Source organism: Hymenobacter sp. IS2118 (genome assembly GCF_000715495.1).
Classification (GTDB): domain Bacteria; phylum Bacteroidota; class Bacteroidia; order Cytophagales; family Hymenobacteraceae; genus Hymenobacter.
Window position 1 is genome coordinate 33972 of sequence record NZ_JNLX01000183.1, and the last position, 22206, is coordinate 56177.

Sequence of the window (22206 nt, forward strand, 5' to 3'; positions counted from 1 at the left end):
TAATAAAGACATTTAAAAACATAGAAGACGCTTTTGGAGCGCTTGCCATCGGTCGTTTTCGATATTCTACCCAGTTGGGCATCTCCATTGCCTTGCCGTACGGTCCCTTTCGCGTGGTTGTAAAAGCTATTCACCGAAAATCGAATTGCACTATAAGCAAAACGAAAGTACCTTTGAAGGCTGAAACTGAATGAAAGAATAAGATGATTTTTATAAACTCTTTCTCTACTTCTACAAACACCCCTTTTTGTCACTTTTTTACGGATTCAGCACTGCCCTTTTGCCTGTTGTAAGAAGCCTCGCTGAAAATCTGCCTTAACTACAACTAACTCAACTTTTTTGCTTAATCGTTACTTCTCATGAATTCAACCTTACCGAATGTGCCCAGGGCCCACGCGCCATTCTGCGTGCCGGTTCCCTTGCTTGGCCGGATAGCCGGGGTGCTGGGCAAGCGGCCGCTGCTGCTGCTGCTCACGTTGTGGCTGCTGGCCAGTGGCCAGGCGTTTGCGGCCCGCACCCTGACCACGAGCCTGGCCGCTAACCCCACCAGCATCGGGCCGGGCGGCAGCGTCACGCTCACCGGCACGGTTGTGCATAGCGCCAACGGTGGGGATAATAACACGAATATAACGGGGCTGGCCCGTCGTCTGACCTTGCCTGCGGGCCTGACCATTACCAGCGTCACGTCGGCCAGCATGGGTACGGCATACACGTATGATTCCGGCACCGGGGCGTTTGCCTTTACGGGCACCAACAACTTAGCCGAGGGTACTTACACCTACGCCATCACCTTCACCATCGGGGCCGGCCAAGCGACGTTCGTGGCCACGGCCTTCGCGCGGGCCACCAACACCACCACTCCGGCAGCCAACACCGATACAAGTGGCTCGGCTGAGGTGACCGTGACGCAGGCCAGCCCGTTTCTGGGCATTTCCCTAACCTCGTCGGCCAACCCGGTGAACGCCGGCAGCGCCCTGACGCTGACGGTAAACATCAGCAACACGGGCTCGGGCACAACGACGGCCACGTCCGTGGTGCGCACCGTAACCGGCCTGCCCACCGGCCTGACTGGGGTCACGTTTGGTGGCGCGGGCGCCGCTAATGCTACCTATAGCGCCGGCACGGTGTCGTTCACGGGCGGGCCCTACAGCCTGGCCCAAGGCGGCAACAGCCTCAACTTTACTATTTCCTTCACCGCGCCCGGCGCGCCAGCCTCGTTTACGCCGGTGGCCACCGTCTCGGCCACCAACGCCACCAACCCCGGCCAGTCGGCCACGGCCAGCCTGACACAGGCCATTACGCCGATAGCTGATGTAACCACCACGCTCAGCGGCCCCACCACGCGTACCAATTCCCAGACCAGCACGTTCACGGTAACGTTCACCAACAACGGTCCTAGTACGGCGGCCGGCGTGACGCGCACCGTGACGCTGCCCGCTAACGTTAGCGGCGTCTCGGCCCCAAGCAGCACGGCAACAACGGCTACCACCATCACCTACGCGCCCAGCGGCGGCACGATGACCAGCGGCCAGAGCGACTCGTTCACCTTCTCGTACGTGACCCCGGCCACGGGCGCAAGCATTAGCACGGTCAGCAGCATCGCGACGACCACCTCGCAGGGAACGGGAACAGCGCCCAACTCGGCCACGGTGACGACTGCCCTGACGGCGGCGGCCGATGTGGCAACCACCCTTAGCGGCCCCACTACGGCCCCGGCGGGCAGTTTTGCATCCTATATCATTACGGCCACCAACGGAAGCAGCATCGCGGCTGCGGGGGCGGTGCTGCGGGTTCAGCTGCCGGTTGGTCAGTCAGGGGTTAGCGCCTCTAACGATGGCGTGTACACGAGCACGAACGGCCAAGTAACGTTTCCGGCCGTAGACATTGCCAGCGGCGGCAGTGTTTCTTATTTGGTGCGGGTGCTTATGCCTGCCTCCGGCTCCGTTACGGCCACGGCCTCCAGCACGGCTACCACCGCCGACAACAACGCGGCCAATAACAATGGTACCGCAACAGCAGCCAACGTCACCACCACCATCACGCAGCAGGCCGATGTAGCCGCTTCCATAAACGGACCTTCGGCCGTGTTAGCGGGTTCGACCGTCACGTACTCGGCCCTGTTCACGAACTACGGTCCGAGCACTGCCACGGGCGTGGCCACGCAGCTGCAACTCACCGCCAACCTCAGCGGCGTGGTGGTGTCCAGCGGTAACTATAATGCCGGGTCGGGTTTGGTTACGTTCACAGCGCCGAGTGGCGGCATTTTGGCTTCGGGCGGTTCGGCCACCTACACCGTGCGGTTTACGGCGCCTGCCAGCGGCAGCGTCACGGGCACCGTGTCTTCCACATCTACCACAGCCAACGGCGACCCTATTGCCGCCAATAACAACGGCACGGCACCCAGCTCTACGGTATCATCGCTTATTCTGACCACTACGCCGAGCCTGCAGTGCGCTAATCCTGGCGGTGCGGGTTCCTTGACGGCCACGGGCACGACTATCTTCAATACCTACTACCCTGGCACCGCGAATGCGGCCACCGGCCAGAAAGTAGTGACGGTGGGCACGGCCGCTCCCACTGGAGCCACGGCCTTAGCCGCCAATGATTTGGTGATGCTGATTCAAGTTCAGGGGGCGAATATCACAAGCACCAACGGTGATAGCTACGGTGACGGTTACGCCGGAGACCCTGGCAACGGTTATCTCAGCTCTAACCTCACGGCTGGCCAGTACGAGTACGCGGTGGTCGCGTCGGTTTCGGGTAGCACGGTTACCCTCCAGAACAATCTGGTTAATAGCTACGAGTTTGCCAACAACGCGGGCGGCACCACGGCCGGGCAGCGGCGCTTCCAGGTGGTGCGGGTGACCCAGTACCAAAACCTTACCCTCTCCGCCAACGTCACCAACGTTCCCCGCTGGAACGGGTCGACGGGCGGCATTCTCGTTCTTGACGTGGCCGGCCAGTTCAATATGGCCGGTTTTACCATTAACCTGAGCGGAAAAGGCTTCCGCGGCGGCGCTGGCCGCAGGCTGAACGCCCCCAGCGGCACAGCCAACGGCACCGACTACGTGACCACGGCCCCCGCTGATGCCACGACTCTTACAGGGCGAAATGCTTCGAAAGGGGAGGGCATTGCCGGTACGCCGCGCTTCGTCAACGATAACGGGACGCAGGTTGATAACACGGTGGAGGGCTACCCCGCCGGCAGCTTTGCCCGCGGCGCGCCCGGCAACGCCGGCGGCGGCGGCACCGACTCCAACCCCGCTGCCAACGACCAGAACACCGGCGGCGGCGGCGGCTCAAACGCCGGCACCGGCGGCCAGGGCGGCAACGGCTGGAACTCCAACCTGCCCTACGGTGGCCAGGGCGGCGCTCCCTTCACGCAGTCGGCGCCCTCGCGCCTGATTATGGGCGGTGGCGGCGGCGCCGGCACCACCAACGACGGCACCGGTACCCTGGGCGGCTTTTCCAGCAGCGGCGCGGCCGGCGGCGGCATTGTCATGATTCGGACCTCTACGGTATCGGCCAACACCGGCACCATCAACGTGGATGGGGCCGACATGACCTATGTGCCAGCCAACGACGGCTCGGGTGGCGGGGGCGCTGGTGGCAGCGTGCTCTTTATCGCTAACAACAGCCTATCGGCCATTACCATCACGGCGCGGGGCGGCAGAGGCGGTAGCAATACCGGGGATACGTCCCCCCACGGCCCCGGTGGCGGTGGCTCGGGCGGTCTGGCCTTTACTTCTTCTGCTACTAGTATCTCATCTTCCTTCAGTGGGGGGGGCAATGGTTCTACTTTCGGCAGCATTGCTTATGGTTCCACCGTGGGCACGACCTCGACGCCGCCGTTCCGCAGCAACGTGCAGGTGTCCGAAACGCCCCTGATTCAAGCCTCTGCCAACTGCGTGGCCGATGTGACGACCACCCTCACCGGGCCCAGCATCATACCGGTGAATAGCCCCTCGGGCTTGTACACGGTAACGTATACTAATAACGGGCTGGGCGCCGCTGCCAACGTAACGCGCACGGTGACCCTGCCCACCGGGGCCACTTTGTCGACCGAGCAGCTGGCGGCCATTACGGCCCAGGGCGGTTCGGTTACGGGCCTCGTCATCAACTTCGGAACGCTGGTATCGCAAGTGAATGGCGGCACGGCCACCTTCACCTTCAGCTTTACCACCCCGACTAGCCCCACCGCCAGCGGTGTCACCCTGCCGCTGACCAGCAATACCTCGACATCGACCAACCAGGGCAGCAACGTAGCGCCAAACTCCGCTACCATCAACCTGACCGTGGCCTTTATTGCCGACGTGGCGACGAGCATCACGCCCACACCTTCGCCAGTGAACGCCGGCGGGGCTCTGAGCTTTGCCGTGATCTACACCAACATCGGACCAAATGCCGCCGACGGCTACACCCGGACCCTGCAACTGACGGCCGGCCTTGGCGCCGCAAACGTGACCTTTGCCAACTTGCCCACAGGGGTTACGGCTACGTACAATAACACAAACGGCACGGTGACCTTTACGGGTACTCCAACGTCGCTGGCCAGCGGGGCCAACCAGAACCTGACGGTGAACATTGCCAGCGTGCCGGCCTCTTTCGCGTCCGTCACGGCGTCGTCAACGACCAGCACCACGACCTTGGAGAACGGAGCAACGGCCAATAACACGGCCAGCCTCACCGTACCAGTGACGCCGATTGCCGACGTAACCACAACAATAGCCGGCCCGGTGAACTTGGTGCCGGGTCTGCCTTCGGGCACTTACACGGCGGCTTTCACCAACAACGGCCCGAGCAGCGCCGCTACCGTAACCCAGCAAGTGACCTTGCCGGCCGGCGCAACCAACGTCTTCGTGAACGGTGTGGCTTACACGCCGGTAAATGGGGTGATTGACTTCGGCACGGCGGCTACCCTGGCTGCTGGCGCTACCAACACGTTCAATTTTAGCTTCACGGCGCCGGCTACGCCCGGTTCGGTGGACCTGGTGAGCAACGTGAGCACCACGACGAGTGAAGGCGATAATTTGGCTCCGAACTCCGCCACCCTCACCGTTACGGTATTGAGCACGGCCGATGTCGTGGCCACCATCGCACCCGCCGCCACTACGGTTACGGCCGGGCAAACGGGGACGTTCAACGTTACTTTCAGCAACAACGGCCCGGCCGATGCGGCCACCGTAGTATCGCGTGTGCAGCTGCCGGCCGGGCTTCTGGGCGTGACGGTATCGGGCGGCGGGACTTACAACGTTGCAACTGGTCTGGTGACCTATCCCAACAGCAACCCGCTGGCAAGTGGCGCCAGCGTCGCTTCAGTTATCATGTTCACGGCGCCCACTACCAGCCCCGTAACGGCTACCGCCAGCATCAGCACCGCCACCAGCGAAGGCGGCAAAAAAGCCAACAACGTGGCCAACGCGCTGATTAACATTACCCCCACGTTTGATGTGACGACGCTTATCACCGGCCCCGCCTCTACGGCGGTGGGTGTGCAAACCACGTTCAGCATCGCCACTATTAACAACGGTCCTTCGGCGGCGCCGAGCGTGGTGCAGGTGGTAACGGGCTTGCCCATCAACCTGACGAATGTGTACGTGTCGAACGGCGGTATTTATAACGCCGCCGCCGGCACCGTGACCTTCCCCGGTCTGGGTACGCTGGCCAATGCGGCCCGCGTGGACAACACCATCAGCTTCACTCCAGCCACGGTTTCGGCAGCTGGTTTCACGGCTACGGCCACGGTAACGGCCAATGGCAACAACGCGAACGATTCCAATCTCGCCAACAATTCGGTGCCCGCTACCACGATGGTAGTGAATCCCGCTCCCGCGGCTTCGACCAACGCCAACCTCTACACGCTGATTTCGGCCCCGGTCGAAAACGTGCTGCCGGGTGCCAGCGCGACGTTCACCGTCACCACCGGCAACAACGGCCCTGGTGAGGCTAAAGTGGTAGTCCAGCTTGTGACCCTGCCCGCCGGCCTGACCGGCGTGGTGGTGAAAAACAACCTCGGCACGGTGCTGCCGGCCGCTTACAACGCAGTAACTGGCGTCGTCACCTTCCCATCGGTAGCCAGCCTGCTGAGCAGCAATAGTGTTCAGTACACCATCGACCTCGTTGCTCCGGCTACGGGCGTTATCGCGGCGGTTGCCACGGTTTCGGCGGCCACAGCCGATGCCATGCCGTCGAACAACATTGCCACGGCCGACGTGACCGTGACGCCGGTAACCGACGTGGCCGTGCGCCTGACCGGCCCGAACAACGCCCCGGCTGGTTCGGTCGCTACCTACAGCGTGACGACGACCAACAACGGTCCCGCCCCGGCAACCGGCGTAGCTACTGTGGTTTCCATCCCGGCCGGTCTGACCGGCGTGGTCGTATCGGGTGGTGGTTTGTACAATACCGCTACCGGCGTCGTGACCTTCCCGGCCAGCGCGGTGCTGCTCAACGGCGCCAGCGTGGCCAATACCATTCAGTACCGCACGCCCAACATCGGCACGTTCACCAACGTAGCCTCGGTTACCTCGACCACCACGGACAACGTAGCGGCTAACAATACCGCTACCGTAATCACCGTAGTGGAAGGAATCGCCGACGTGACGGTGGCCATCAGTGGCCCCGCGACGGTGACGGCGGGCGGCCAGGTGCAGTACGTGGTGTCCAGTTTCAACAACGGCCCGGAGACTGCAAGTAATTCGCAGGTGCGGGTGCAGCTGCCAACGGGACTGAATGTGACACTTACGGGGGGCGGTACTTATGATACGACCACGGGCCTTGTGTTATTCAATAACATTAACAGCCAAGCAGCCGGTTTGGACGGAGCAGTGAGCTACGCCATTCGCTTCGATGCCCCGGCTTCGCTGACGAATCTGTATGCGGTGGCTTCCATCAAAACCGATACGGAGGAAAGAAGCTACGCTAACAACTCCGCCAGCGTGCTGACCACGGTGCAGCCAGCTGTGGCGGGCTCCGTTAACCTGCGCACTACGGTGGTGCAGTCCCCAATCCCGGTAGTAGCCGGTGATGACCTCACGCTCACGGTAAGCACCATCAACCTAAGCGGCACTGCTGGCACCAACGTGGTGCAGCGCGTGGTGCTGGAAGCCGGCCAGACGGTGAAATTCATCACCAACGGCGGTACCTACGACGCCCTCACCGGCGTGGTGACGTTCCCCACTTTGGCCACGCTGCCCGGCAATACGGCAGTGGAAAACACCATCGTGCTGGTAACTCCCGGCGCTGATGCATTGACAGTTCGGGCCTTGGTAGCCGGCGACCAGGTTGACCCGAATTTGGGAAATAATATCGCTAACCTCAACATCGACATCACGGTGGCTACCGACATCACCACTACGGTGAGCGGTCCCGCGTTCGCGCAGCCCGGTGAGGTGGTTACCTACTCGGTGGTAGCCCTGAACAACGGCCCGTCTTCGGCCACCGGCGTAAGACAGACGGTGACGCTGCCGGCAGGTGCTACCAATATTTCGAACCCTGGTGGCTCACGTTCCGGAAACGTAGTTAGCTACAACTTAGGAACCCTGGTTGCGGGTGCTGATGGCCAACGGGTCAACACCATCACCTTCACTGTTCCGGCCTTTGGTACTTCCTACGATGTGACATCCAACGTAACCACGACGCGCACGCAGACCGCTGCGGGCCAGACCAACGACGACGCCACGTTCACTACCTTCAAGCGGAACATTGCGCCCGTAGCCAACGCGGTAACTAACGTGCTGTTCGGCCCCGAGGGCAATACCGCCAGCGCCCAGACTATCTCCCCGCTGAGTGGTACCGACGCGGACGGCAACGCGACCATCGTCTCGTACGCCATCACGACCATTCCTCCCGCCGCCCAGGGCGTGTTGAGCTTGGACGGCAACGACGTATTGGTGAACCAGGTGATTGAGGTGGCCGACATTGCCAACCTGAAGTTTGACCCGGCCGACAGCTTCGTTGGCAATGCTTTCTTTACCTACACGGTGCTGGACAATGCCGGCGCCACGTCGGCTCCGGCCATCTACACCATCCCGGTGGGCCAGGACCTCGACGTGACGTATAAGGCAACTCCCATGAAGGGCGGTGCCAATCCGTACCAGAACGGTGACGTTGTTGCCTACGGCATCGACCCGAACACGGCCACTTACAACACCGCCGGCAACCTCTACAATGCCGATGGCACGTTTGCTACCGGTACGGTAAACAACGGCATCCGCTTCGGCAAAGTGAGCGCCGCCGATTCGACGCTGCTCGCCACGGTGGGCATCCGCTACACCTCGGGCACGGGCCTGTTCACGGTGATAGACCGCAACCTGCTGCCCATCAACGGCCGCAACATCCTGGTCACCATTACTACCGTGGACCTGTTCGGTGGCATCAGCGTGGTTCCCTTCAACATTGCGCTGGGCAACGCGCCCCTGCCAGTGGAGTTGGTTGCCTTCACGGCCCAGGCTGTGAAAAACGTGGACGCCCAGTTGAACTGGCGCACCGCTTCGGAGCTGAACAACGCCTTCTTCGATGTGGAGCGCAGCTTGAATGGCAAGGACTTCGTGAAGTTCGGACAGGTAGCAGGCCAGGGCACTACGTCTAGTGCCACCTCCTACGCCCTAACCGACGCGGGTATAGGCTCGAAAGCTTCGGGCCTGGTGTACTACCGCCTGCGTCAGGTGGATGTGGACGGTACGGCTACGTACTCGCCGGTTCGCACGGTGGCTTTCACCAAGAACGCCGCGATTGTGCCCGCCATCAGCCTGTTCCCGAACCCGGCTACCGCCGATACCAAGCTTGACCTGAGCCAGCTCCCCGCCGGCACCTACCAGGTGAGCATCCTCGACGCCACCGGCCGCGTGGTAATCAGCAGCACCCTCAACGCGGGCCTGGCCCACGTGCTGGAGCTGAAGACCATCGCCAGCGGCACCTACACGGTGCTGGTGCGTGGCCAGAACGGCGGCCAGGTTGTGAACCTGACCAAGCGTTTGATTAAGGAGTAAGGCCCGCGGCCGATGCGCCGCGTGTATCCTGCAAAAAGCCCTTCCCTCGCCGGGAAGGGCTTTTTTGTGCGCTAATCAGGATGTCACAAGCATCCCTGAATTGCCCCGGCAACAGGCCGCCGTAACCGCAGCGGCTTAGTTCGGGTTAAAGAGTGCTCATCCTTATCGATTGATTTTTTGATGCAATACGATGTTCTCATTGTGGGCGCGGGCAGCGCCGGGCTTTCGGCGGCCCTCACACTGGGGCGCTGCCTGCGCCGCGTGCTGCTGGCCGATGGTGGCCCTCCGCGCAACGAGTCTTCGCCCGGCGTGCACGGTTTTTTAACCCGCGACGGCATCCGGCCCGCCGAGCTGCTGCGGCTGGGGCACGAACAGCTTCGGCCCTACGATTCGGTGGAAGTGCAGTGCTTGGAAATCAAGCGTATTACGCGGGAGGGGAGGGGGTTTCGGGCCACCGGTGTGGGAACTGCCGACGATGCCCCGCACACCATTTGGGCGCGGCGGGTACTGCTGGCTACCGGCGTGGCCGACATTCTGCCGCCGCTGCCAGGGTTTCGGGAGCTGTGGGGGCGCGGCGTGCTGCACTGTCCGTACTGCCACGGCTGGGAAGTGCGGGGCCAACCGCTGGCCGTGTACGGGCAGGGCCGCACCGTCACGGGCCTGGCCCTGCTGGTGAGCCGCTGGAGCGCCGACGTGGTGGTGCTCACCGATGGCGCGGGCCACCTCACGCCCAACGCCCGCCGCCGGCTGCGACGCCACAAAATCCAGATTCGGGAAGAGCGGATTTCCCGTTTGGTGGGCTCGGCAGCGAATGATTTGCAGCACGTCGAATTTGCTGATGGCAGCCGACTAGCGCGTGTTGCGCTGTTTTTGCATGCGCCCCAGCACCAGCGTAGCGCCTTGGCCGAGATGCTGGAAGCGCGCCACACCAGTAAAGGCGCGGTGTGGGTCAACTCGGAGCTGGAAACGTCCATTCGGGGCCTCTACGCGGCGGGCGACACCACGCCCGGCACCCAGCAGGCCCTGCTAGCCGCCGCCGCGGGCAACAAAGCTGCCATTTGCATCAACGAAAGCCTGACGCGGGAGGAATGCCCGCGGTAAGTAATGAGCCATTAGCTTTTAGCTGCTAGCCGTTAGCTCTTATCCTTGCAGGACTCACGCAGTTAGCCGCTGGCGCGCGTTTCCGACGCGTTGCCTACTGGATTGGCGTTTCTAAACGCCGCCGTTCGCACCGTCTGGTCTCATTGGTCCCGCGCGTCAGAGACGCGAAACCAGTAGGCCACGCGTCGGAAACGCGCGCCAGCAACTGAGTGCATAAGTCCTCCCTTAAATAACCCACCTAAAGCATGACTACTTTCCTCGCGTTACACTACTGGGCCGGTTCGGGCCGCGAATACGAAGCTGTGCGGGCGCTATTGCCGGCTACCGCGCGGCTGCTGGCGCCCGATTTGCCAGGCTTCGGAGGCCAGGCCGTTCCGAAGGGATTTGACTTTTCGGTGGCGCACTATGCCGACTGGCTGGGCGCTTTCATCGCCCACAACGAGCTGACCAGCTTCACGCTGCTGGGCCACAGCATGGGTGGTAAAATAGCCATGGCCCTGGCGGCCCGACGGCCGGCCGGCCTGCGGCGGCTGCTACTGCTGTCGCCCTCGCCCCCCACGCCCGAACCCATTACCGATGCGGACCGGGCCGCGGCGCTGGCGGCCTACGGCCAACCAGTAGCAGCCGAAAAAACCTTCCGCAACATTACCGAAAAACCCCTGCCTGCGGACTTGCACCGGTTGGTGGTAGCCGACAACCTGCGCACGACCCGCCCTGCCTGGGATGCCTGGCTGAGCCACGGCTCCCGCGAAGATATTTCGGGCCTTATGTCCGGGATAGAAGTGCCGTGCACTGTGCTGGTGGGTGCCCACGACCGTGCCATTACCGCAGCCACCCAGCGGCAGCATACGCTGCCCTGGCTGCCCGCCAACACGCGCCTGCACGTAGAATCAGCCACCGGGCACCTGTTGCCGCTCGAAGTGCCAGCCGTGGTGGCCGACCTGGCCTTGCAGTAGGGGGGATGTGAAGTGCTCGCGCCCAAGTAATCCTACTCAGTCTGGCCATGCCGAGCGCAGCCGAGGCATCTCGCTCGCACCGCCCAACGAAGCACGCGAGAAACCTCGGCTGCGCTCGGCATGACATCCTGGGAACTACGGTCTTTTTTGCGGGGCCCTGTTTTCTTGAGATTAGAGGACTCCAGCCAGGGCTTTTGCAGAATATAACGTTGTTGCCTACGGGGCTGGCGGCTGGGAGCAGAACGGATTTCCGCGTGCCCGTTATTTGCCCAGCAGGGCCAGCTGCGCCGTGCTGTCGCCCACGGCGTGCAGGGCGCGCTGCAGCTCCGCGTCCTGCTCGCGCAGCACCGTGTAGTACGCTACCGTGCCGAAAGCACTGCGGGCGATGAAGGCTTTAAGCTGATTGCGCAGTAGGGGCGCGCAACGGCGCATGGCGGCCACGTCGGTGGTCACGCCATCCTGCGCGGCTTGGGCTGCCAGGCTCACCAGCTGCGCGTCGGTGATGCGGAAGGTGGCGTGAAACTGCTCGAAACGCAGGCCTTCCAGCTCCGCTTTGTGCGTCTGGTAGAAAGTCAGTGCGAAGGCCCGGGGCACGCCGTGGCTCATCAGCCGGGTGAAATAGGCGGAGTTGGCGAGCGTATCGCGGGCCACAAACACGTCGGGCATGATGCCGCCGCCGCCGTACACCACGCGGCCGTGGTCGGTGCGGAAGCGCAGCTCTTTGGCGAAATGAATGCTGTCGGCCGAAGCCAACTCGCCGCGGGCCGAGCGGCCGGTCAGCTCCTGGCTATACTCGGCGTAATTGGCGCCGTAAGGCTTTTGGATGGAGCGGCCGACGGGGGTGTAGTACCGGGCAATAGTTAGCCGCAGCTCGCCGCCATCGCTCAGGGCCATGGGCTGCTGCACGAGGCCCTTGCCAAAGGTGCGGCGACCCACGATAATGGCCCGGTCGTGGTCTTGCAGGGCGCCGGCTACCACTTCGGCCGCCGAGGCGCTGCCTTCGTCCACGAGCACCACGAGGGCGCCTTCCTCAAAATCGCCGGCCACGCGGGCGTAGGTCTGCGAGTCGTACTGGTCGCCCTTGCCGTCGGTGTACACAATCTTGCGGGAGCCGCCGATAAACTCGTCGGCCAGGCGGGTGGCGCGGTCCAGGTAGCCGCCAGGGTTGCCGCGCAAATCGAGCACCAGCCGGGTGAGGCCTTGGCGGCGCAGGTCAACCAGTGCCGTTTTGAATTCGTCGTAGGTGTTCGAGGCGAAGCGGCTCACTTTGATGTAGCCGGTCTGCTCGTCCACCAGGTATGCCGCATCGACCGAGGAGTTGGGAATGCGGCTGCGGGGGACGGATAGGATGAGCGGGCGGGCGAGGCCCCGGCGCCGGATTTCCAGCACCACGTTGCTGCCGCGCGGGCCGCGCAGCAGCTCAGTAAGGCGCAGGGTGCTCAGGCGGGCCCCCGAAACCCGCTTGTTGGCAACGCTCAGCACCTGGTCGCCGGGCAGGATGCCGGCCTGCTCGGCGGGGCCGCCGCTGAGCGGGGCCACTACGGTCATGGTATCGCGAAAGAGGTTGAACTCGATGCCCACGCCATCAAAGTCGCTTTGCAGGAAGGAATCAGCCTTTTCGCGGTCGCGGGCCGGGATGTACACGGAATGCGGGTCGAGCTTTTCCAGCATTTGCACCACGGCGTAGTCGGCCAGCTGCTCGGTGTCGACGGAATCGGCATAGTCGCGGTCGATGTAGCTGAGAATCTCCTTAAAGCGGAGATAGCCCCGGGCCGTCGCGTCGGGGTTGTTGGCCGAAGGCCGAAACGGGTTGTTGGCCACCAAAAAGCCGCAGGAAGTGGCCAGCAGCAACATTACAGCCTGCCGCCACCAGCCGCGCCGCCACCCCGAAGCAGCCGGCCGGCCAGTATCTGGAGCAGCGAAAAAAGGGGCAGACATGAAGTGGGTAAAGGTGTAGGCGAATACTATTGCGGTGGATGGACACCAAATTTATTACAATTTTGGTCGGCAAGTATTCGAAAAGTGCTCAATATTGGTATTTCACCAATCAATGCAATCGTTTACCTTTATAAGGTAAATTAATTGGCGTTCTGAAGGGTGTGCCACTTGTGGGTAGTGCTGAAACTGATGGTACTCAACGGGTAGGAAGCCAGCCACTAGCTGGCGTTGCGCACCAACGAGGTAAATGCTGACTTTACGTAAAAAAGGGTTGACCCGCGTGAGGTCAACCCTTGTGAAATTACAGAAACTGTTCTTTTGCCGGATTCACCGCCGCCGCGCCTGTCGCAGCCGCCGCACCGCATAACCAACTCCCCCGAGGAGAAGCAGCGAGACCCCCGCATCAATCGGAACGGCGGCTGGCCCCTGCGGTCCTCCCTGGTCAGGCTGGGCCGCAACCGTTGAAACGGCCAGCAGGCTGAGAGCTATAAATAGTCTTGCCACGCGCCAGTTGGTGCCCCCGGCACGGGGCCGGAAGCACGCTGGTGGAACTGAAAATTCGTTCATAATGAGTTAGTTTAGAATTATTCTACGTGTTAGCACCCCATGGGCCGTGGTGAGCCGCACAGTGTAGACGCCGGTGGCCAGGCCCGCAGTGGGCACTACCAGTCGCAAGCTGCCCGTGGCCGGTGCGGCGCTCGGGCCGGCAGCGCCGTAAACGCGCTGGCCAATACTGTTCAGCACGTCGAGCTGCGTCCGGGATAGCGCGGTGGGCGGGCCTAGCAGCACCACTTGCACCGCCGAGCCAAGCGTAGTGGGGCTAGGGTACACCTGCAGCTCCGTAAACGGTTGATTGCCGGCTGTCGTGGCCAATGGGCGCTGCACATTGAGGTGCAGAACGAAGCGGGTAGCCGTCAGGCCCTTGGCCAACTCCGCGGTGTAGGGACCGGTGCGCAGGTTGTGCCAGCTACCATTCTGCCGGTCCTCGAGCACCAGCGTGGTGTTGGCTGGGAAATTGACGAGGCGCTGCGGACGGAATACGAACGAGCCAGCTGCGGGGGCAAACACGCCTAACGGCAACACTTGGGACTGTTCGTCATCGGGCAGCCCCTGAATGCTGAGGTTCTGTGCGCCGGCCTGGTGGTAAAGCGTGGGCTGCAGCCCGGTGTTGAGTACCACTTTCAGGGCATCTAACCGGCTATCAAACCCACTGGTAGCGCCTGTTTGCCGATACACGAAGAACACGTCGGACAGGCCTTTGCCGCCGGCCGCTTGCAGCGCCAGCTCCAGCAAGGGCCGGCTGTCGGTGGTGCGATACTGAACGGGGTTGACATAGGCCGTTTCGCGGGCCGCGTTGGTGAACGTGAGCGTGGGCGCGCCGCTGCTCACCCGGCCAAAAAAACCCTGGCCCGAAGCCACTAGGTTGGCCCCGTCCGGTCCAATGCCGTTCACGTAGCTTACATAAGAACCCGCGTACGGCCCGCTGCTCCGAAACACATACAGGGCATTATCCATCCCGACGGGAAGTGCCAGGTTGTTCCAGTTCAGCGGAGCCGGGTAGGGGTTGCCCAGCAGGTGCCAGCCCGAGCTGGCCAGGCCGCCAGTAGTGAGCGCCACCGTTTGGTTGCCGTTGTGCAGCGTACCCGTCAGGCTTAGCGTGGTGGGTGCCAGGTTCACGGTGTAGCCGCGGCCGGGTTCCAGCGCGTCGGTCAGGGCCGGGGACTGCCAGCCCCGGTCAAAGGTGCCGCTGGTGGCCGTCAGGCGCTGCTCATCAAAGGTGAACACCGTGGGATACGGCGTTACCGCGGCGGGATTGTTTGCCGTATTGTAGGCAAGGTTGACCGTGGGAGGCGGTGCGCCCGGACCACGCAAAGCGGCCACCGTGGCTCCGGCTCCTGTTACGGGCGAAGCAAAATGCCGGTAGCCCCGGCCCGGGTTCAGGGAGCCGTCGACGTAGCGCCGGGCCGTAGCCGCGCCCGTTACGATGCCCCCGCCCACCGGATTCACCACCATGGCCGTGCCGGTGGCGTCGGATTCCAGGGTCAGGTTGCCCCCCGATGCCAGGTTGCCAGCCGTGAGCAGCAGCCGCTGCTGCACGCCCAGGGCTGTTTGGAGCGTCACGCCAGCCGGGTTGTTCACCGTGAGATTGGCCACGCGCAGCCCGCGGCTGCCGCCCAGCGTTTGGGCGGTGGTGCCCTCGCACAGCAGGGTGCTGGCGGTGGCGTTCACGGTACCATTGCTGGTGAGGTCGCCCCGCAGCGACAAGGTGCCGTTGATGGTGAGCGTGGCACCGCTGGCCACCGTCAGGTGGAGCACCGTGGGCGTGCCCGCACCCAGCACCGGGTAGGTGTTGCGCCCAGCGGGAATCATTACGACGCTCGTGCTGATGGGCACGAGGCCACAGCTCCAGTTGGCCGGCTCAAACCAGTTGTTGTTGGCCGTGCCCAGCCAAGTGTACACACCGGCGGCCGTCACGGTCAGGTCGCTGCCGTTGTCGGGGCCCGAGGTGGTGGGCTGACTCCCTACCACCCGAATGCGGTAGCCGCTGCCCGCCAGCGTAGCTGCGGGCAGGGTGGCCGCAATGGTGCCTCCGCCCGTGCCCGCCAGCGTGCCAATGGCCACCGGGCTCCCGAAAGCCCCGCTGGCGTTGGAAAGCTGGGCCGTGAACACGTTGCCGGCCGTGAAATTCGCCGCTGTGAAGGGCACGCTGATGGGGTTGCCCGCGCAGAAGCTGCCATTGATGGCCGACGTTTGGACGCTGGCCACGGCCGCGGGCGCATTCACCACTACGGTAGTGCTCGCCGTGGTGGTGCACCCATTCAGCGTTATCAGCACCGAGTAGGTGCCCGCATTGGTCGCGGTGGCGCCGCTAATCGTTTGGTTGGGCCCGGACGCGGAGAAGTTGTTTGGGCCGGACCAGGCATAGGTAGCACCGGTGATGCCAGTGGCCGAGAGCGAGATGGGCGAACCAGTGGCGACCGGCGAGTTGGAGCCCGCCGAAGCCCCGCTCAGGTTGGTAATTGTGAGCGCCGAGCCGTTGTTGTTGCTCGTGATGGCCGGGTTGGAACTCACCAGGCGGATGCGGTAGCCGCTGCCTGCGGCCGTACCGGCCGGAATCGTGACGCTGAGCGTGCCGGCCGCAGCGGCCGTAGCGCTTCTGGTGCCGATAATGACGGGATTACCCGCCGGGAAATTGCCACCGACATTCGAGAGCACCGCCGAAATCGTATTTCCCGCATTGAAATCCGGGCCACTAGCAGTGTAGTTTAGTGTGTAGGACGAACCAGCGCACAACGGTCCGGCCAGCGCGGTCAGAGCGAGGGTAGTGACCGGTGCGGCGGGCGTCACCGTTACCGGCACCGTCGCCGCCGCCGAACAGCCAGCCGCGTTGGTCACGGTCAGGGTATACGTGCCCGACATCGCGGGCGTAGCATTGGCCAACTGGGGGTTTTGGGCCGTGCTGAAAACACCACTGCTGCCACCATTAGTGTACTGCACCGTCCAGGTGTAGGAATTGCCGGTGGCAGCCGGGCCACCCAGCAACGAAATAGTGCCGCCTTCCGGTACCGGCGAGTTGCTGCCGGCCGTGGGAGCCGGGGGCGCGTTGAGGGTAATATTCGAGCCGTTGTTGTTGCTCACGATAGTGCTCGGGTTGGAGCCTACCAGCCGGATGCGATAGCCCGTGCCCAGGGCCGTGCCGCTGGGCACGGTGGCCGTGAGCGAGCCGTTGCCCAAGCCGCTAAAGCTCACCGAGCCAATAGTAACCGGAGTGGTAAAAACGCCCGTCGCGCTCGAAAGCTGCGCCGTGAGCGTGTTGCCGCTCGGGAACGGATTGCCGGCTACCGAGAAGCTGATGGAGCGCGGCGCGGCCAGGCAAACAGGGCCGGCAAAGGTCGTCATCGTCAGTATCGGGTCCGTCGAGGGCTGCACCGTCACGTCCACGAAGCTGCTGAAGCTGCAGCTACCCAAGGTCACATTCACGGAGTAGCGCGCTACACCGGGCGTGGTGGTGCTGGTGGTGGGGCTCTGCTGAGACGAGCTGAAACCGGGGCCGCTCCAGGCATAGGTGGCGCCAGTAATGGTTGGCGTCACGCTCAGGTTGATGGGCGCACCGTTGGCCACCGACGCCGGGCCGGTGGCCTGGCTCACCGGCGTGGTGTTAATGGTCAGGTTGGCCCCGTTGTTGGCGCCGGTTACGGCCGGGTTGGAGGCTACCACGCGCACGCGATAGCCCGTGCCGGCAGGCGTTGTGAGCGGAAGGGTACCAACCAGCGTGCCGCCGTTTGCACTCACCGCGCCCGAGAGCGTGCCGAACACCGGCGCATTGGCTGCAAACGCGCCGCTGGCATTCGAAAGCTGCAAGCCGTAAGTATTGCCGGCCCCAAAATCAGCCGTATTGGTGCTGAACGGAACCGTTATAGTGTTGCCCGCGCAAAAAGCCGTTGGCGAAATAGTACCCGTGGCAATTGCCGGCGGGTACGTGTAGCTAGCCGTTGAGCACGCCGTGCCGGCGGCCGTCGTCACGCAAATCGAGCCGTTGCTGCCGCCCGCCGGAGCCGCTACCGTCAGGCTGGTAGCGGTGTTGTTGGTGATGGTGCCGGCCGCCGTGCCGTTGAAGCGCACCAGCGAAGCCCCTCCCAGGCCCGTGCCCGTAATGGTAACCAGGGTGCCCGCCGGTCCGGTTTTAGGCGTGAAATCGGTGATGACTGGACCCACACAGTTGAAGTAGAACACCCCGGCATTGGTGAGTTGAATGCCCTGCGAAATAGTAGGCAGCAACAGGCGCAGGCGCAGGCCGCGCACGTTATTTCGCACCGTCGCGAAGGTGCGCTTCACCAGCACTGGCGCGGTCTGATTAGCCGCCAGCGTTGCTGAATACGAGTCGATGATATTCCAGGTGCTCAGGTCGGTAGATGTTTCCACTTCCAGTGTGTAGTTCACGGTGGTGCCGTTCACGTTCTGCAGGTGCAGCTGCACCTCGGAAATGGGGCGTAGGGCAGTGCCCAAATCTACTTGCGCATAGTACGTGTTGAAGAAAGCTCCCGTGTTAGCAGGCACGACTGAGCCATTGAAGATTTGCTCTATTGTGGTACCCGCAAAGGCATTGCTACCGTAGCTGGCCACCGGCCGGCCGGCGGCGTAGTTTTCGGAGCTGGCGCAACCGCTCTTGGTGAAGCTGCGGTTCAGCACCTGGCTCCAGCGGTTGGTGGCATCGCGGACGCGCACAAACAGCCGGTGCGGCCCATCGCTGAGCCCGCTCAAATCAGCCACCATGTTCAGGGCCGCCAGCGTAGTCGCTGGCGTGGCAATGGGAACGTTGGTGGCGCTGCCGTAGCCTGGGTCGGTATCAACGTAGTACTCGGCTTTGTTCAGGTTCGGCGCGGCGGCGAGACCGGGGCCATCCACGTAAAAAAGGCGGCTCTGGGTCTGACTCCACTTATTGGCCACATCGCGGACGCGGTAAAACAAGGTGTGGAAGCCCACTGGCAGCGCACCCAGCCCTACCGCAAAGCTTACCCCCGTGGCGTTGATGCCGCCGCCCGTGATGGCCACGGCCGTGCCCGCGCCATGGCCGGGGTCGGTGTCTACGAAGTATTCCAGCGCCGCTAGGTTGGCGGGTGCCGCCGTGGCCGTGGCCGGCTCTTTGTAAAAAATCTGGCGGTAGGTCTGGCTCCAGCGGCCGCTGACGTCGCGCGAGCGCACCGAGAGCGAGTGGAAACCGGGCGTCACACTGCCTAGGCTGGCCGTGAAAGCCACGCCCGCCGCATTGGTGCCGCCCCCTGTAATGGCCACGGCTGTACCGGCGCCATAGCCGGGGTCGGCATCAATGAAATACTCGGCGCCCGCCAGGGCCGGCGTGGCGGCGGTACTGGTGGCCGGCTCTTTGTAAAAAATCTGGCGGTAGGTCTGGCTCCAGCGGCCGCTGACGTCGCGCGAGCGCACCGAGAGCGAGTGGAAACCGGGCGTCACACTGCCTAAGCTGGCCGTGAAAGCCACGCCCGCCGCATTGGTGCCGCCCCCTGTAATGGCCACGGCCGTACCGGCGCCATAGCCGGGGTCGGCATCAATGAAATACTCAGCGCCCGCCAGGGCCGGCGCGGCGGCGGTACTGGTGGCTGGCTCCTTATAAAAAAGCTGCCGCGCAGTCTGGCTCCAGTTGTTGGTGCCCGCCCGCGAGCGGACCGATAAGGTATGAAAGCCTGCTGGCAGCGCGCTCAGGCTGATGGGGAAGTTCAGGCCGCCGCGCGTGGCGGAGGGCGCACCAGTCAGCGTCACGGCTGTGGCGAGGCCGTGGCCGGGGTCAGCGTCGATGAAATACTCCACCCGGTCGAGGTTAGGGGCGGGGGTTTGGGCGTGCAGGGTGGGGGCCAGCAAGGCGCCCACCGCCGCCAGCAGCATCCTTAGGCCTGGCCCAAGATGCTGTGTCGTACGCAGAAAGTCCATGATACAGTCAGACGGGAGGAAACGCCCGCTAAGGCGCTGCCCACTCTAGTTGTTGGACCGGGTACTGATAGTGGCGTTGAGCGTGTTGCCCGACACCGACTGGTTAAATTCATAGATAGCAGGCACGTTCGGGATTCCGGCCACGCGGTAAGGAACCGCCCCGCCGTAGGCGCCGATGTTGCCGCCGCTCTCGCCTGTTCCAGTGGCCGGGCTGCCCGCTTTTAGCTGAAATGCTCCGTCGGTGGAAGCCGTGCCACCCACGAAAATGGCCGAAGGCGAAACGTTCTGCTGGTTATTGTTGGCCGTGCCAAACTGCGGACCGCCACTGATGTTATAGCTGGTCACGTTGTTGCGCTTGTTGAACGTGGCAGTAGCGGAGGTGTAGGTTAGAATATTGTTTTTGATGACGGCGTTGTCTACGTCAATGGTGTAACCATTATTCCCCGTCAGGTCACCGATGACGTTGTTAGCAATGATGATGTTATTCATATTACTATACTGTCCCGATGCAGTGTTGATACTAGCGAAGGCAAGAATGTTGCTGCTGATGCTGATGTTGCTGACAGTCGTGCTTGAGCCGGGATAGAATGAGATACCGCCAGATTCGAAGTAATTCTGACGCACTAGTACGTTGCTTACGGAAACAGTAGCACCAGTGGTAATATTATAGCCGATGTAGGTTGTGGTGAGCTTGTTGCGCTCTACCACCACGTCGCTGGCCGTGATGCCCATTGTGCTGATGTCGCAGCCCGTGATGCGGGAGCCAGTACTACCCACTCCAAACTGTACTGTGCCCACCAACGACTCTGCAGCGGTGAGCTGCAGGCCCGGATTCTGGGCCAGGAAGTAACCGTTGCCGATGATAGTGAGCCGCTTGGTAGAGTTCAGACTACCATAGCTGATGCCGCTGGGCTCCAGGTAGATAATGTCGCCGTTGCTGGCCGCGTCGTGGGCGGCTTGCAGAGTAGTGTAGATACTAGTCCCCGTGATGCCGGTATTATTTACCCGGCGGATGGTTTGGGCTTGGCCAGTGAGGGCGGTGGCCACGGCCAGCACCAAGAGGAAAGTGGTGAAAAGACTTTTCATGGGAAGCAGGGAAAATGGGTTGATGGAAAAAAAAGTGAAATTAAAAACACAAATACTTTATTAACAATGCTTTATGCAAGAAAAAAGTAGCCGCTCTGCCGCTGCCTGGCTTCAACCAAAGCCTGGCTTTTTCCATCACCCGTTTCCTGCTTTTCCCGCCCCTGCTATTTCTGTGCTATTTTTCAAATAATAAGTTGTGTTTGAGGAGAGGTAAACTTACTAAATTATTTATATATTATCAATGACTTATTCAAAATATTTAATATCTATACATTCGGTCATGACAGGAGTGATTCCGGAGAGCTGGTTCCAGCTCAACCGTACTTTTTGCTGAGCGGGCCGCTGCCGCACTGCTTTGCTGTGGCTTCGGTGGCCCGCCCTGCCGGACCGGGGGCCGCAAACCAGCAGCCAAGCCCCTGGTGTACCTTTGTGCCTGCTCTGGGGAAATTCTCCCGGACGTTTTTCCTCCTACCCATGGGCCGCATTCTTGCCATCGACTACGGAAACAAGCGCGTGGGGCTGGCCGTCACCGACCCGCTGTGTATGATTGCCTCGCCGCTCGAAACGATTCATAGCCAGGACCTGGTGGCGTATGTGCTGGCCTACCACCGGCGCGAGCCGCTGCGGGCCGTGGTGGTGGGCATGCCGCGCACGCTGCTCAACGAGCCCACCGACGTGACCAGCGCCGTGGTGGGCCTGATGCGCCGCCTGCGCCGTGAGCTGCCCGAGCTGCCCGTGCACGAGCTCGACGAGCGGTTTACCTCGCGCATGGCCCATGCCACTATGCTGGCTGGCGGCCTGGGCCAAAAAGCCCGGCGCGACAAAGCCACCGTCGACCGTATCAGTGCGGCCATTATTCTGCAGTCGTTCCTGGAATCGCCGGCAGGTCAGCAGCTTATCGTCGTTGGCTGAAAACCGTTAGTGCCTTGTCGATTGCAAATCCCCTCGCTTCAATTTTACTCTATTGCCAGCTAGCAGCTAACTCCTGAGAGCTAAAAGATTTTCAAAGATGATTTATTCCATTGTCGCCATTGGCGACCCCGTGCTCAAAACCAAAGCCAAAAACCTGGCGCCCGATTTAGCGCCCGCCGACCTGCAGCAGCTCATTGCTGATATGTTCGAAACCATGTATTATGCCCACGGCGTGGGCCTGGCGGCGCCGCAGATTGGCAAGGCCGTGCGGCTGTTTGTCATGGACTCGGGCCCGATGGTGGAAGTGGACGAGGAAGACCGGGAGGAAGGAGAAGTGCTGGAAGCACCCATCAAACGCGCGTTTATCAACCCCGTGATGGTGAGTGAAACCGGCGAAATGTGGGGTTTCGAGGAAGGCTGCCTGAGCATTCCGGGCGTGCGGGAGCTGGTGAACCGCAACGCCGACATCGTGCTGCGCTACGAGGACGAAAACCGGCAGGTGCACGAGGAAGCTTTCAGCGGCATGGCCGCCCGCATTATTCAGCACGAGTACGACCACCTGGAAGGCGTGCTGTTCACCGACAAGCTGTCGGCCTTCAAAAAGCAGCTGCTGAAGGGTAAGCTGGCCCGCATCAGCAAGGGCGACGTGAAGCACGACTACCGCATGCGGTTTGCCGGCGAGGGCAAGCGCCGGTAGGGATGCAAGCGGCAAGCCATAAGCGCCACGCTTGCCGCTTGCCGCTTGCAGTTGAATACTTGAATTCCGCGTACCTTTTGGG

General features: G+C 62.4%; 9 protein-coding genes. 5 read left to right on the forward strand and 4 right to left on the reverse strand.

Going from position 1 to position 22206, the window contains the following annotated elements:
- The first annotated feature begins 359 nt into the window (after positions 1–359).
- From GM79_RS19570 to GM79_RS19580, 3 genes are all read left to right on the forward strand, one after another.
- Complete coding sequence (locus GM79_RS19570) at positions 360–8990, forward strand: T9SS type A sorting domain-containing protein (RefSeq protein WP_152560097.1); 8631 nt, start codon at positions 360–362, stop codon at positions 8988–8990.
- A 180-nt stretch (positions 8991–9170) separates the two neighbouring features.
- Positions 9171–10091 (forward strand): NAD(P)/FAD-dependent oxidoreductase, encoded by a 921-nt coding sequence (locus tag GM79_RS19575; protein WP_035567252.1) that lies wholly within the window; start codon positions 9171–9173, stop codon positions 10089–10091.
- A 245-nt stretch (positions 10092–10336) separates the two neighbouring features.
- Positions 10337–11047, forward strand: coding sequence for an alpha/beta fold hydrolase (locus GM79_RS19580; RefSeq protein ID WP_035567253.1), 711 nt, complete (start codon positions 10337–10339; stop codon positions 11045–11047).
- 261 nt (positions 11048–11308) lie between these two features.
- Here GM79_RS19580 and GM79_RS19585 read toward each other — a convergent pair whose 3' ends face one another.
- The 4 genes from GM79_RS19585 to GM79_RS19595 form a co-directional block, all read right to left on the reverse strand.
- Positions 11309–12985: a S41 family peptidase gene (locus tag GM79_RS19585; RefSeq protein ID WP_051719094.1), complete on the reverse strand. Its 1677-nt coding sequence runs from the start codon at positions 12983–12985 to the stop codon at positions 11309–11311.
- A 327-nt stretch (positions 12986–13312) separates the two neighbouring features.
- Positions 13313–13552, reverse strand: coding sequence for a PID-CTERM protein-sorting domain-containing protein (locus GM79_RS26605; protein ID WP_410471190.1), 240 nt, complete (start codon positions 13550–13552; stop codon positions 13313–13315).
- A gap of 6 nt (positions 13553–13558) precedes the next feature.
- Positions 13559–19429 (reverse strand): hypothetical protein, encoded by a 5871-nt coding sequence (locus GM79_RS19590; protein ID WP_152560098.1) that lies wholly within the window; start codon positions 19427–19429, stop codon positions 13559–13561.
- A 45-nt stretch (positions 19430–19474) separates the two neighbouring features.
- Positions 19475–20515: a hypothetical protein gene (locus GM79_RS19595; protein WP_035567256.1), complete on the reverse strand. Its 1041-nt coding sequence runs from the start codon at positions 20513–20515 to the stop codon at positions 19475–19477.
- Positions 20516–20989: 474 nt separating this feature from the next.
- Between GM79_RS19595 and ruvX the strand changes: the two genes are divergently transcribed.
- Both ruvX and def read left to right on the forward strand, forming a co-directional pair.
- On the forward strand, positions 20990–21427 hold the full coding sequence (ruvX, locus tag GM79_RS19600; protein WP_035567257.1) for a Holliday junction resolvase RuvX: 438 nt from the start codon (positions 20990–20992) through the stop codon (positions 21425–21427).
- A 97-nt stretch (positions 21428–21524) separates the two neighbouring features.
- Positions 21525–22124, forward strand: a complete 600-nt coding sequence (def, locus tag GM79_RS19605) for a peptide deformylase (RefSeq protein WP_035567258.1) — start codon at positions 21525–21527, stop codon at positions 22122–22124.
- Positions 22125–22206 lie beyond the last annotated feature (82 nt).